This window comes from Subtercola endophyticus (assembly GCF_021044565.1).
GTDB lineage: Bacteria > Actinomycetota > Actinomycetes > Actinomycetales > Microbacteriaceae > Subtercola > Subtercola endophyticus.
The window spans coordinates 1,626,280-1,639,589 of sequence record NZ_CP087997.1 but is presented as its reverse complement, the minus strand read 5'-3'; the positions used below and the strand labels follow the sequence as shown (position 1 = coordinate 1,639,589).

At 65.0% G+C, this 13,310-nt stretch carries 10 protein-coding genes; 7 read left to right on the top strand and 3 right to left on the bottom strand.

What is annotated here, in order from left to right; genetic code table 11:
- Positions 1 to 11: 11 nt before the first annotated feature.
- Complete coding sequence (locus tag LQ955_RS07750; RefSeq protein WP_231027593.1) at positions 12 to 1,517, bottom strand: ABC transporter substrate-binding protein; 1,506 nt, start codon at positions 1,515 to 1,517, stop codon at positions 12 to 14.
- 173 nt (positions 1,518 to 1,690) lie between these two features.
- Here LQ955_RS07750 and LQ955_RS07745 point away from each other — a divergent pair, with 173 nt between their 5' ends.
- The 3 genes from LQ955_RS07745 to LQ955_RS07735 all read left to right on the top strand — a co-directional run bounded on the left by LQ955_RS07745 (position 1,691) and on the right by LQ955_RS07735 (position 3,293).
- Positions 1,691 to 2,293 carry a TetR/AcrR family transcriptional regulator gene (locus LQ955_RS07745; RefSeq protein WP_231027592.1) on the top strand — a complete coding sequence of 201 codons (603 nt, stop codon included), beginning with the start codon at positions 1,691 to 1,693 and terminating at the stop codon, positions 2,291 to 2,293.
- 55 nt (positions 2,294 to 2,348) lie between these two features.
- Complete coding sequence (locus LQ955_RS07740; protein ID WP_231027591.1) at positions 2,349 to 2,954, top strand: TetR/AcrR family transcriptional regulator; 606 nt, start codon at positions 2,349 to 2,351, stop codon at positions 2,952 to 2,954.
- A 78-nt stretch (positions 2,955 to 3,032) separates the two neighbouring features.
- Positions 3,033 to 3,293 carry a hypothetical protein gene (locus LQ955_RS07735; RefSeq protein ID WP_231027590.1) on the top strand — a complete coding sequence of 87 codons (261 nt, stop codon included), beginning with the start codon at positions 3,033 to 3,035 and terminating at the stop codon, positions 3,291 to 3,293.
- A 35-nt stretch (positions 3,294 to 3,328) separates the two neighbouring features.
- On the opposite strand, the gene LQ955_RS07730 is transcribed toward LQ955_RS07735, so the two are convergent.
- Positions 3,329 to 5,833, bottom strand: a complete 2,505-nt coding sequence (locus LQ955_RS07730) for an MMPL family transporter (protein ID WP_231027589.1) — start codon at positions 5,831 to 5,833, stop codon at positions 3,329 to 3,331.
- 154 nt (positions 5,834 to 5,987) lie between these two features.
- On the opposite strand from LQ955_RS07730, the gene LQ955_RS07725 reads away from it, so the two are divergent.
- Positions 5,988 to 6,575: a TetR/AcrR family transcriptional regulator gene (locus LQ955_RS07725; protein ID WP_231027588.1), complete on the top strand. Its 588-nt coding sequence runs from the start codon at positions 5,988 to 5,990 to the stop codon at positions 6,573 to 6,575.
- Between the two features lie 23 nt (positions 6,576 to 6,598).
- On the opposite strand, the gene LQ955_RS07720 is transcribed toward LQ955_RS07725, so the two are convergent.
- A complete protein-coding gene (locus tag LQ955_RS07720; RefSeq protein WP_231027587.1) occupies positions 6,599 to 8,617 on the bottom strand; it encodes a DUF262 domain-containing protein in 2,019 nt (672 codons plus the stop codon).
- 124 nt (positions 8,618 to 8,741) lie between these two features.
- Here LQ955_RS07720 and LQ955_RS07715 point away from each other — a divergent pair, with 124 nt between their 5' ends.
- The 3 genes from LQ955_RS07715 (at position 8,742) to LQ955_RS07705 (ending at position 13,252) form a co-directional block, all read left to right on the top strand.
- Positions 8,742 to 9,515, top strand: coding sequence for a hypothetical protein (locus tag LQ955_RS07715; RefSeq protein WP_231027586.1), 774 nt, complete (start codon positions 8,742 to 8,744; stop codon positions 9,513 to 9,515).
- 211 nt (positions 9,516 to 9,726) lie between these two features.
- On the top strand, positions 9,727 to 11,124 hold the full coding sequence (locus LQ955_RS07710) for a magnesium chelatase (RefSeq protein ID WP_231027585.1): 1,398 nt from the start codon (positions 9,727 to 9,729) through the stop codon (positions 11,122 to 11,124).
- A gap of 103 nt (positions 11,125 to 11,227) precedes the next feature.
- Positions 11,228 to 13,252 (top strand): vWA domain-containing protein, encoded by a 2,025-nt coding sequence (locus LQ955_RS07705; RefSeq protein WP_231028086.1) that lies wholly within the window; start codon positions 11,228 to 11,230, stop codon positions 13,250 to 13,252.
- Positions 13,253 to 13,310 lie beyond the last annotated feature (58 nt).

Here is a 13,310-nt window from a genome sequence, read left to right as displayed (position 1 = left end):
ACCTGCGGTTGTTACGACTTCGGCTTGATGTTCCAGAGGTAGGGAACGGCGTTGCCGGGCTGCACGACGGCGGTCGTGTTCGCGTCGGTCACGAAGTTCGACTGCGTGCGGTACCACGGTGCGAACCAGGCGTTGTCGACCAGGTACTTGTTGAGGTTTTTCACGGCCTGGTCGGAGTCGGATCCACCCTTCTGAATGGTCGCGATGTAGCCCTCGACGGTCGGGTCGGTGGTGTGCAGCGGGTTGAACGGAGCGGTAGGCGAGATGAGGAACTGGATCAGCTCCCAGTCGCCGCCCTGCTGCAGTGGAATGTACACGACGGGGAACTTGCCGCCCACGACATCAGCGATGAAGCTGTTTCCGGGGTCGGTGTATTCGACGGTGATTCCGATGTCAGCGAGCTGCTGCTGAATCAGGGTGAGCGTGGCCTGGCCGAGCAGGGCAGACGACGGCATCTGAATCGTGACGCCGTTGGCGTAGCCGGCGGCAGCCATCAGCGACTTCGCCTTGGCCACGTCGAAGGTGTACTCGGAGTCGAGGCTCGGGTCGTAGCCGACGGAATTCGCTGGGAAGACCTGCGTTGTGGTGGTGCCCAGGCCGTTTTCAATCGTCTTCAGCATCGAGGCGGTGTCGAACGCGTAGTTGATCGCCTGACGAACGCGCACGTCTTTCAGCGCCGGGTCGACGGTTCCGTCGCGATCCATCAGGGTGAGTCCGGCCCAGTTGAGCTCGAGCGGGTTCGCCGTGAAGCCAGCGCCGGTCATCTGGGCGAGATCGGTGTTGTTCAGCGTGTTGGTCGCGTTGACCTGACCACCCTTGACCGCGTTCAGCAGTGCGGTCGGGTCGGAGAACACGCTCATCACGATCTTGTCGTAGTGCTGGTTGGTGGGGTTCCAGTAGCTCGGGTTCTTGGTGAATACGTACGAGGTTCCGACGACGGTGTCTGCGGTGTCGAGGATGTACGGGCCGCTGCCGACCGGAACGGTCTGAATGTCGGGGGAGGTGAACGCACTCGGCGCCTCGACCAGCCCGGCGTTCTGCGACAGGTACGTCAGCATCGCGGGATCCGGTGCCTTGAGCGTCATGGTGACCGTCGTCGCGTTGGTGGCCACCGCGTCTGTCATGTTGGCGAGGTATGAGGCGTTCGGGCCGGCCCCGTCACGGAAGCGCACGAGGTTCTGGGCCACGGCGCTGGCGTCGAGCGCGGTGCCGTCGGTGAACTTGACGTCGGAGCGGATCGTCAGCGTCAGCACCGTGTTGTCGGCGTTGTACTTCCAGGCGGTAGCGAGTCCCGGCTGAATGGCGCCCGTCGTGTCGGCCGTGAGAATGGTGTCGTAGACCGCCTGCATGTACGGCGACTCGTTGGCCCAGTTCGACTGTGCCGCGGCGAACGTGCTCACCGTGATGATCTGGCCGAGGTTCAGTGTGCCGCCACTACCCCCGGTGCTGCTGGTGTCGCTATTACCTGCTGCGCAGCCGGTGAGGCCCAGCGCAACGACGACTGCGACCGCCGCCATTCTCTTCCATCGGAACATCATTGTCTCTTTCAGGTGCGGGGTAGTCCCACGTTGGGCTACGTCTGAACAGAAAGTAACATGAAAAGCGAACGACCACTAGGTTTCTAGACGAAATCCGAATAACAATTTGGTTTCTGACTTTTTCAGAGTGCGGAGCGGTTAGAGTCTCTGGCATGGCTCACGAAAAGACTCGGGGGGCGTACGCCAAGTCGGCCGGTCGCCGGCGCGAGATACTCGACGCGAGCATCGTGGTTTTTTCGCAGAACGGCTATCGCAAAGGGTCGATTCGCGAGATCGCTGACCTGGTGGGAATGAGCCAAGCCGGGTTGCTGCACCATTTTCCGTCGAAGACCGAACTGCTCACTGCCGTGCTGGAGTACCGCGACTCGCGCGACTACGAGACGATCGAAACAGCGCTCGGCACGGGAATCGGTACGCTGCGCGGATTCGTTGCCCTCACCGAGGCCAATCAGCACCGGGTAGGTCTGGTTGAGCTGCATTGCACCCTTTCTGCCGAGGCTACGAGCGTCGATCATCCGGCTCGCGCCTATTTCATTGCGCGATACGCCTACGTTCTGAGGATTCTGACGGAGTCGTTCGAGTCCATTCGTCAGGCCGGTCAGCTGGCGCCCGGGGTCGAGCCGGGCGCTGCCGCCCGCGGGCTTGTCGCCGTTCTCGACGGGCTGCAGGTGCAGTGGCTGCTCGATCGGAGCGGCGTCGACATGCCGCGGCAGACGCGCGCGTATCTCCGCCCGTTGCTCACCATAGAACTCTGAGCGGGTCATGGTGGTGACGGCTGCATCGCTCCGCTCGGAGGCTAGAATCGAGCCCATGACTCTGACGGGTAAACCTCGCGGTGAGTATGCGAAGACGGCCAGTCGCAAGCGCGAAATACTCGAGGCCGGCATCGAAGTGTTCTCGACGAGCGGGTTTCGCAGCGGGTCTATTCGAGAGATCGCCGACAAGGTCGGTATGAGTCAGGCCGGGCTGCTGCATCACTTCACCAACAAGAACGAACTGCTGGCCGGCGTGCTCGAGCTTCGCGACAATCGCTCCCGCGCGTTCATCGATTTTGATGCCCCCCTCGGTGTCGAGTCGCTGCGGGGGTATCTCGGTCTGATCGAATACAACTCGAGCGTTCGGGGACTGGTCGAGCTGCATTGTGTTCTCTCGGCCGAGGCGACGAGCCCCGCGCATCCGGCGCACGACTACTTCGTCGAGCGCTATCGGTATGTAGTCGAGTCGATCACGAACGTCTTTCGCCGCATCGACGACGCGGGGCTGCTGGCCGACGGGGTCGTTCCCGAGAACGCCGCCCGCGCGCTCATCGCGCTCACAGACGGCTTACAGGTGCAGTGGCTGCTCGATTCCAGCTCGCTCGACATGGTCGACGAGGCCCGCCGCCACCTGCAGCCGCTGCTTCTGGTCGAACTCTGACTCCTGCTTGGCGTGTCGTTTGACGAGTGCGTATGCTCGACGACTATCGAACATATATTCGAATGTCAGGAGAGCAGAATGGATGCGATCGGTTACGCCGTCGAGGTAACGCACCTGTGGTTCGAGGCCGGGGTTCCCGACCGGCTCGTCTGGCGCGGGCAGCGCTGGCGGGTGTCAGACACCCCCACTGAGCTCGACGAGCTCATAGCGATGCTCACGCACCCGCCGGCGATCGTCGGCTGGCGCTTTCAGGCCACCAGCGAGGCGGGCGACAGTCGGGTGTTCGACGTGGTGCAGAACGACGCCTTATCCTGGGTTGTCGCCAAGATCTACGGCTGAATCCACCCGCGCTCGGCAGCGCCGCCGCCTGCCCGTCAGGCGTCGACTAGCGCTGGCGGCCGATCGGTCGATGCATCGCCCGCCGACGGGGCCTCGTCGAAACGTTCGATCTTCGCGCCCTCGACATCGACATCGGGGGTGATCTTGTCGAGCCAGCGGGGGAGCCACCAGGCCTTCTCGCCGAGCAGGTGCATGGCGGCGGGAATCAAGAGCAGCCGTACGACGAACGCGTCGATCAGAACGCCTACGGCGAGGCCGAAGCCGATCGTTCGTGCCTCGACGAGGTCGCCGAAGACGAAGCCGCCGAACACCGAGACCATGATGATGCCGGCCGCGACGACCACCGGGCGCGCGCTGCGCAGGCCGGCGTTGACGGCCTTGCGCGCCTCCATGCCGTGCACATGAGCTTCACGCATTCCCGAAGTGATGAAGAGCTGGTAGTCCATGGCGAGCCCGAAGATGATGCCGATCAGCAGAATCGGCAAGAAGCTCAGAATGGGGCCCGGGTCGTGGATTCCGAAGACCGCCCCGAGCCAGCCCCACTGGTACACGGCGGTGACGGCGCCGAATGTTGCGAGCACGGTGAGCAAGAATCCGGCCGTGGCGATGAGCGGAACAGCGATCGACCGGAACACCAGAATCATGATCAAAATCGACAGGCCGAGCACAATGAAGAGATAGATCGGCAGAATCCCGGCGAGCTTTGCAGAGATGTCGATGTTGATCGCCGTCAGCCCCGTCACCCCGATGGTGACGCCGAGCTGATTGTCGAGCGAACTCGAGAGGTTTCGCAGGTCTGTCACGACCTGTTCCGTGCTCTCGGCGGAGGGCCCGTCTGACGGGATGACCTGAAAGATGACGGTTCGGTTGTCGGCGGATGCCCCGGCGGGCGCCGCTGCCACCACATTGTTCACCGCGAGCAGCTTGTCCGCGACATCCGCTTCGAGGCCGGTGAGCGCTGCTGCATCGGAGGTCGTGGGAAGGTTTGCGACCACGATGATGGCCCCGTTCAGGCCCGCCCCGAAGGCGTGGTCGATCTGCGAGTACGACTTGTATTCGGTCGAATCCGCGGGCTGAGACGTGCCGTCGGGCAGCGCAAGCCGCATCGACAGCGCGGGAATCGCGACGATCAGCAGCGCGATGATACCGGCCGCCAGAATGACGATCGGGTGCCGGGTGGCGAGGGTTCCCTCTTTGCGGGCCTTCGTGTCGGCGTGCTCCGGCGTGTGTTCGGTCACGGAGGCGTGCTTCTGCGAACCGAGCACGGCACGCTCTTTCTTGGGCAGCACACGCAGGCCGGCAAGGGACATCAGCGCCGGCGTCAGGGTGAGCGCGACGAGAACCGCGACGCCCACGCACACGGCTCCGGCGGTGCCCATCAGCCCCAAGAAGCCGATGCCGGTCACGTTGAGGGCGGCGAGGGCGATGATAACCGTCAGCCCCGCGAACAGCACGGCATTGCCCGAGGTGCCGTTGGCCAGCCCGATGGAGTCATGCAGAGGCACGCCCTGGCGCAGTTGTTGGCGGTGGCGGTTCAGGATGAACAGAGAGTAGTCGATTCCGACGGCGAGCCCGAGCATCAGGCCCAGGGTGACCGTGGACGACGACATCGACACGACGCCCGAGAAGGCGAGCACTCCGAGCGCGCCGACGCCGACTCCGATGAACGACGACAGCAGTGGCAGGCCGGCCGCGATGAGCGAGCCGAGCATGACGAAGAGCACGATCGCCGCGATCAGAATGCCGACGATCTCACCAGCGCTGACGCCGATGGTGATGGAGGTCATGGTCGACGAATAGTTGACGTCGACGCCCGGAATGGATGTCGCGTTGATGGCATTGACGGCCGCCTGCTTGTCTTCGGGCGTGACGTCGGCGGTCGACTTGTCGAAGACGACGGTGCCAACGGCCGTGGAGCCGTCTGTCGACACGGTCTGGATCTTCGCCGACGCGTCGAGCAGTCGTTGGCCGTCGGTCACCTGCTTCTGCTGTGTGGCGAGATCGGCTTTGTTCTGATCGAGCGTGGCCTGTTGGCTGGTGAGCTGATCGGCGGCGCCCGCGGGAGCATTCGCGCCGGCCGCCTCGAGCTGCGCCTTCGCCTGGTCGAGCTGCGCCTGGCCGGCGTCGAGTTGTGCCGTTGCCGTGGTGATCTGCGCGGCCGCAGCGGTGAGCTTGGTCTGCTGGGCCTGGCGATCGGCTTCGGTCTGGAACGGGTTGATGGTCGAGCTGACGCCCGACGTCGTGCCGGCGGCTGTGAGGGCGTCGACGATGTCGGCCTGCTGATCGGCGCTGAAGGCAGAGCCGTCGCTGGTCGAGAAGACCACCTGGCCTGTGCCGCGGTCCGCGTCGGGCAGTGAGGACTGCAGCTGGTCGGCCACGTTCTGAGCCGGGGTGCCCGAGATTGAGAAGGTGCTTGCGAGCGTGCCGCCGAAGAGGGCGAAGCCCGCTCCGAGTCCGCCGAGAACGACGACCCACACCACGATGACGAGCCAGGCGCGCTTGGCGGCTGCGAGCCCCAGACGTTGCAGAAGGGTGGCCATGAGAAACCTCTCGGTCGAGAAACGGATGCCGAGCATCCGTGTTGAGCCGAGACGTTCTCGGTCAGTGCCCCGCACGGACCGCGTCGTCGAGGTCGAGCATATCAATACGCAACGTAACGTAATGTGCGAATTGGCTGTGAGCTACGCTCGTCACGTGGAGAAAGTCGGGCGCAAGCGCAGCGAAGAGGCACGAGCCGCGGTGCTGCGCGCCATGCGCGAGCTGGTCACGGAGCAGGGCTACTCGCATGTGACCATCGAGAAGATCGCGGCCCGGGCGCGCGTGGGCAAGCCCACTATCTATCGCTGGTGGCAGTCGAAAAACGCGATTCTGGCGGAATGCGTGTTGAGCGGTGAGGTTCTGCCGACTCCGGTGGAGCCCACGTCACCCACCGGGCGCGCCGACGACGCGGCCGAGTGGCTGCACGCGGTTCTCGCGTACATCGACGACAACGCGCCGCTGCTGCGCGGAATCGTGGCGGCGGCCTTCGAAGACGTGGCTGTTGCCGAGCAACTCAGCATCCACCTCGCCTACCCCATCGAGGCCGTGCTTCAACAGTGGGCGAGCATCCCAGGCGGTGATTCGACTGCGGCAGAGCTGTCGCCGCGCGCGCTGGCCCAATTGTTCATGGGTGGCATCGTGTACCGGCTCTCACGAACGCCGGGCGTGGTTGTGGCCGGCGACGATCCGATGGAAGAGCTGTTCGACATGCTCGTCTCGCGCATGCGTACCGCGAATTCGTAACTTCTCACCGAACAGTCGAGAGGCTACATGATCGCCCCGATGTAGGAGTATTTGACGAACACTTCAGCTGCGAAGTGTGCCTCGTCGAGCACGCCCTGAATCGCCGTGAGCATGTACTTCGAATCCCAGCCCATATAGAGGTAGCGGTTCTCGTCGAGCTGATCCCACTGGCCATTCCACGCCTGGGCCTCGTAGATGGGGCCGCCGCGGCTGTCGCTGAAGACGACGACATCGGCCCGGGCATCCGCCCACAGCCGCTTGAAGATGCGGTTGAAGAGGTGTTTGACGTCGTACACCTCCCAGTGCTCGCCGCGATACTCCACGTATTCGAATTCACGATCCCAGCCCCGTGGCCAGCCGCGCCGCTTCTGTGCGTCGAGAATGGGGGTGAGGTCGTCGTCGTCGATTCCTGCCACCGCCGAGCGGGGCCACACCCGCAAGAACGTCTCGGTAAGCCGCACGGTGCGCTCGGCGATCGCCGCCGTCGTCCACGCGGCCACGTCGGAGAGCTGCTGCGTCACCGGTACGGCGCTCTGCCCATAGAGGGTGCGTTTCTGCAGGAAGGGGGCGTCGAAGGCCCGCTCGGCCAGCGATTGCTCGAGAAGAGTGAGGTTGCCCAGTGTCTGGGCGAGCGCCCGGTGGCTGTTCTGCTCGTCGTCGGTGTAGTCGGCCCAGATGCGCTCGCCGTCGCCGCTCCAGCTGTCGCCGGGTGTCAGCGGAACGATGTGCTCGAGATCGAGCCCGTTCAATTGTTCGAGGCTTTGCACCTCGGCGATGCGCCCGAGCACGTACAAGGCGTGGGGGAGTTCACCGTACTTCAGGGCCACACGCACGCGCTCGTCAGACGGCGTGATGCGCGAGATCGCCCGAACGAGGTTCTCAGGCCCCTGCTGCCCTGCCCGGCACAGTCGGGCGACGAGCCGATCGGTGCTGATGCCCACGACGGTACGCCGCAGCAGCAGAGACTGGATGTTCTCCAGAATGCCGATCAGCTCACCCCGTGTCGCCGTGCCGAGCGTGTAGTCGCGGTATGCCCTCATGACCAGCGGGTACGTTCCGCGCCCGAACGTGTTCACGTAGGCTAGCTGCCGCGCCACCTCGGCGTCGGGCTCGAGCGACGGATTCAGCAGCACCCGATACGCGGCCGAGTACTCCCGCCAGGTCGCCGCCGACGTACGCAGCGTCTCGAGGTCGAGCCGCGGAAACTGCTGCCGAAAGGCGTCGTACACGCCGCGCTCGCCGGCGACGGCCACCTCGCGCCCGGTCGTCATCACCAGGTAGTGCCGCCAGAACCCGGCGATGAACTCACCCGTGTTCTGCTCGATCGGCACCCAGTAGTCGTCTTCGATCTCGCTCTGCTCGGCGTGCGAAAGGCCCATCAGTACGTAATTGTGAATCAGCTCGTGATCGCGCAGCGGCTCGCCGGTGGAGTTGAGACTCTCGAAGATCTGCTGGGCGTTCGCGTCGGCCCCGAGGGTGATGGCCACGTGCTCGAGCTTCTGCAGCCCGCGCCAGATGCGCGGCACCTCGTCGACCCGCACCTGTGAGCGAAAGAAGGCGTAGTTATCGTCGAAACGAGAGTCGCGAAGTTCGTCGTGCGCCGGCCGGCTCGCCAGAACCACACTCTCGAAGACCTGCGCCCAGGCGCGGTGCGGTCGCAGCTTGGTTCGGGAGGGGTCGGATGCCCGTACCAGCACCTTCTCGAGCTCTGCAGCGAGCTCGGGGTCGGTGTCTCGAATCGTGTGGTGCAACGCCGCCACGAGCAGCATCAGCGTGGTGATGCGCTGCTGCCCGTCGATGAGTACCAGTTCGGAATCGGTGCTGTCGTCGGTGTTCAGCGTCGACAAGATGGAGCCGAGAAAATGGGTCTGCCGGGCATCCGAATCTGCCACTGCGCGAATGTCGCCGAGAAGCTGCTCGCACGCACCGATATCCCAGCGGTACTGCCGCTGATAGACGGGTACGACGATGGTGGTTTCATCGGCCGAGAGCCACCCCATCGTCTTGACGGCGGTCGCTTCGACATTCGCGGCGGTAACCATAACGGTCGAGTCTAATTGACGTGAGCGCGTCTTCAGGTGCTCGTCGGGCACCGATGTTAGGCTCGCCTAAGTTGGGCCTGTAAAAACGCGCTGGCCCTACCAACGAAAGGGCATGATTCACATCATGGGTTACATCAAATCCGCCGCTCTCGAAGAGACCGGCTATGTCGTACTCGACAAGTACAACCAAGAGCTCGACCCCAAGGAATGGCTCGATATCGAGTACAACGACTGGAAGAGCTCGGGCGACACCCGGTTCGCTCCGCTCGCCAGTGCCTTCGGCGACATCGAGTGCAACGGGTTCTGGAACCACAAGCCGCCGCGCACCGACAAAGACGGTGTGTTCATCGACTCGCAGGTCGCGAAAGCTCCGAACCTGACCCGTCGGGCCCAGGAGCCGGGCGCCAACATCGGCCGGTGCCGGGTCATCGAACTGCAGCCGAACGAATACGCCGACACCCTGTACAACCTGCACCAAGACGACAACAACCGCCTCAACCCCGACGGTACCGGCTGGGTCGTGCGAGGGTTCTTCAACCTCACCGACGACAAAGACAGCTACTTCGTCTTGCGCGAGAACCGAACCGACCCCCTGGGCGAAACCCGCATCGCGCTTCCGGCGGGCGCGCAGTTGATCGTAGACACCCAGCGTCTCTGGCACGCGGCGACGCACCCCGGTACCGAACCGCGTTACTGCCTCATCACCTCGTGGACCTCTGGCCCCGAACTCGACGCCTACATCGAGAAATACCACGGCGTGAATCACGTCGAGAGCGTCAAGGTCGACCAAGACGTGCTCGACGCCGGTCAGGCCGAGCAGGCTCGCCGGCTCGCCGCCCGTGCCGCCGCTCTCGCTGCCCGCGGGCAGAAGGAGCAGGCGGTGATGAGCGAGGCGTAAGCCTCCCAGCTGCTTCGCGCGTCGATTTCGGCCTGAAAGAACCGCATCAGGGGGCCGAAATCGACGCGCGAGTGCGTTGTGGGGCGGCGTACGCCGAGCATCCGGTCGCACGTTTCGCGCATATGACGAGCGACTGGATGCTCTCCCAGAGTTTTTCAACAGATTTCGCCCCATCAGCCACAGCCGGTCGGTGCAGGCTTAGCCTTAAAGGGTGACCGACGCCGCTACCGAGGTACCCACCATCTACAACGTCGCAGAGCTGCGTGCCTCCGGGCACGTGCAGAAGTCGCTGCGCACCGAGATCCGCGACAATCTGCTTCACAAGCTGCGCACGGGTGAGAACCCGTGGCCCGGTTTGCACGGGTTCGAATCCACGGTCATCCCGCAGCTCGAACGAGCTCTACTCGCCGGCCACGACATCGTGCTGCTGGGCGAGCGCGGGCAGGGCAAGACGCGCCTGCTGCGCACGCTGAGCGGGCTGCTCGACGAGTGGACGCCGGTCATCGCCGGGTCTGAGCTGGGCGAGCATCCGTTCGACCCCATTACGCACGCGTCGAAGCGCCGCGCCGCCGAAGAAGGCGACGCGCTGCCCATCGAGTGGCGGCACCGCAGCGAGCGGTACGTCGAAAAGCTCGCGACGCCCGACACGTCTGTCGCCGACTTGATCGGCGACGTCGACCCCATGAAGGTAGCCGACGGCCGTTCGCTCGGCGACCCCGAGACCATTCACTTCGGGCTCATTCCGCGCAGCCACCGCGGCATCGTGGCCATCAACGAGCTTCCTGACCTCGCCGAGCGGATTCAGGTCGCGATGCTCAACGTGATGGAGGAGCGCGACATTCAGATTCGCGGTTACGTGCTGCGGCTGCCGCTCGACGTGCTGGTGGTGGCCAGCGCGAACCCCGAAGACTATACGAACCGCGGCCGCATCATCACGCCGTTGAAAGACCGCTTCGGCGCAGAGATTCGCACGCACTACCCGACGGCACTCGTGGCCGAGGTAGCGGTCATCCGTCAGGAGGCAGATCTGGTCGCCGAGGTGCCAGAGCACCTCATCGAGATTCTGGCCCGGTTCACGCGGGCCCTGCGCGAGTCGTCGTCGGTCGACCAGCGCAGCGGTGTGAGTGCCAGATTCGCCATCGCCGGCGCCGAGACCATCGCCGCGGCCGCGCTGCATCGAGCAGCGGTCACCGGCGACGAGGCGGTCGCTCGAGTCGTCGATCTCGAGACGGCGGTCGAAGTGCTGGGCGGCAAGATCGAGTTCGAGAGCGGCGAAGAGGGCCGTGAACAAGAGGTGCTGACCCACCTGCTGCGTGTCGCCACCGCCGACACCGTTCGCGAACACTTCAGAGAGCTCGACTTCGCTCCGCTGGTCGACGCCATCGAAGCCGGTGCCATGGTGACGACGGGCGAACGGATGACCGCCCGCGACGTTCTCGCAGGCCTTCCGCCCATCGGCGAATCCGAGCTGTACGACGACATCTTCGCCCGCGTGGGTGCGAAGACCGACGGCCAGATGGCCGCGGCCATCGAGCTCGCGCTCGAGGGTCTGTACCTCGCCCGCAAGGTGGGCAAAGACAGCGACGGCATCGAGACGGTGTATGGCTGAGAACGCCTTCGGGCAGGGCGCGGGCGCCAACGGGCCGAGCGATGCCGACCGATTGGGCGCCGAGCATCGACGCCGTTTTCGTCGGTACGACGGCGGAGACCCGATGGCGGCCCCCGTCGACATCGCCGAGGCCCTCGACGCCATCGGCGAGAGTGTCATGGGCGGATCCTCGCCCGAGCGCGCCATGCAGGAGTTCTTGCGCCGCGGCGGCCTGAACCAGAACGGTCTCGACGACCTCGCCCGGCGCGTCGCCGAGAAGCGCCGAGAGCTGCTGCAGAAGAACAACCTCGACGGCACCCTCAAAGAGGTGAAAGAGCTGCTCGACCACGCTGTGCTCGAAGAGCGCAAGCAGCTCGCTCGTGACACCCAGATGGACGACCTCGACCGCGCCTTCGACGAGATGCGCCTCGAGAACCTCTCGCCATCGCCCTCCGCCGCCGTGAGCGAGCTGAGCGACTACGACTGGAAGTCGCCGCAGGCCCGAGCCGACTACGAGAAGATCAAAGACCTGCTCGGCCGCGAGATGCTCGACCAGCGCTTCGAAGGCATGAAAGACGCCCTCGAGAACGCCACCGACGAAGACCGTCAGGCCATCAACGAGATGCTCACCGACCTCAACGAGCTGCTCGCGAAGCACAAGAACGGTCAAGACACCCCCGAAGACTTCGACGAGTTCATGCAGAAGCACGGGCAGTACTTTCCCGAGAACCCGCAGAACGTCGACGAGCTGATCGACGCCATGGCCAAGCGCGCGGCGGCAGCCCAGCGCATGCTGAACTCGATGAGCCCCGAGCAGCGCCAAGAGCTGATGGAGCTCTCGGCGCAGGCGTTCGGCTCGCCCGAGCTCATGCAGTCCCTCTCTGAACTCGACGCCAACCTGCAGGCCCTGCGGCCGGGCGAAGACTGGCGCGGCTCCGAACGGTTCGACGGCGAGCAGGGCCTCGGCCTCGGTGACGCCACCGGCGTGCTGCAAGACCTCGCCGATCTCGACCAGCTCTCCGACCAGCTCGCTCAGAGCTATGGCGGCGCCCGCATGGACGACGTCGACCTCGACAAGCTCGCTCGCCAGCTGGGCGACCAGGCGGCGGTGGATGCCCGTACCCTGCGTGAACTCGAAAAGGCTCTGCGCAACAGCGGCACCCTGCGCAAAGACTCGAGCGGTCACCTCAAGCTGACTCCGAAGGCCATGCGCCAGCTCGGTAAGGCGCTCTTGCGCGACGTCGCAACGCGCATGTCGGGCCGACAGGGCCAGCGCGAGCTGCGGCGCGCCGGGGCGTCGGGCGATTTGTCCGGTGCGAGCCGGGCTTGGGAATTCGGCGACACCGAGCCGTGGGACATTCCGCGCACGGTGCTCAACGGTGTGCAGCGCAGACTCGGCGAGGGCGCGGGGGAGGGCCGGGCATCCGGTCGCCTCATCGCGGTCGACGACATCGAAGTGCAAGAGACCGAGACGCGCACGCAAGCCGCGGTCGCGTTGCTCGTCGACACCTCGTTCTCGATGGCGATGGATGGTCGCTGGGTTCCCATGAAGCGCACCGCGCTTGCCCTGCATACCCTCATCTCGTCGCGCTTTCGCGGTGACCACCTGCAGCTGATCGGGTTCGGGCGGCAGGCCGAAGTCATGGACATCGAGACCCTCACCGGGCTCGACGCCATGTGGGACAAGGGCACGAATCTGCACCACGGGCTGCTGCTCGCGAATCGGCACTTCCGCAAGCATCCGAATGCGCAGCCGGTGCTGCTGATCATCACCGATGGGGAGCCCACCTCGCATCTCGAGTCTGACGGGCGGGTGTTCTTCTCGTACCCGCCGCATCCGCTCACCATCGCCGCCTCGGTTCGTGAGCTCGATAACTCGCGGCGGCTCGGGGCGCAGACCACGATCTTCCGTCTCGGCGACGACCCCGGCCTTGCCCGGTTCATCGACTCGCTCGCCAAGCGGGTCGAGGGTAACGTCGTTGCGCCGGAGCTCGACGACCTGGGTGTGGCAGTCGTGGATTCGTACCTCGGCTCGCGCACGGGCGGCACGCGCGACGACGGTGGTGCTGCCGGTGGCGCCGGTGGCAGGGGCGGCGGCTACGGCGGATACGGCAGCTGGTACGGCCGCAGCTCCTGGGTCGACGAGTAGCCCGCGCGTCGCGCAGCCTCCGCGCGCGAGAGCGACTCGTGCGGACGAGATGAGGCGC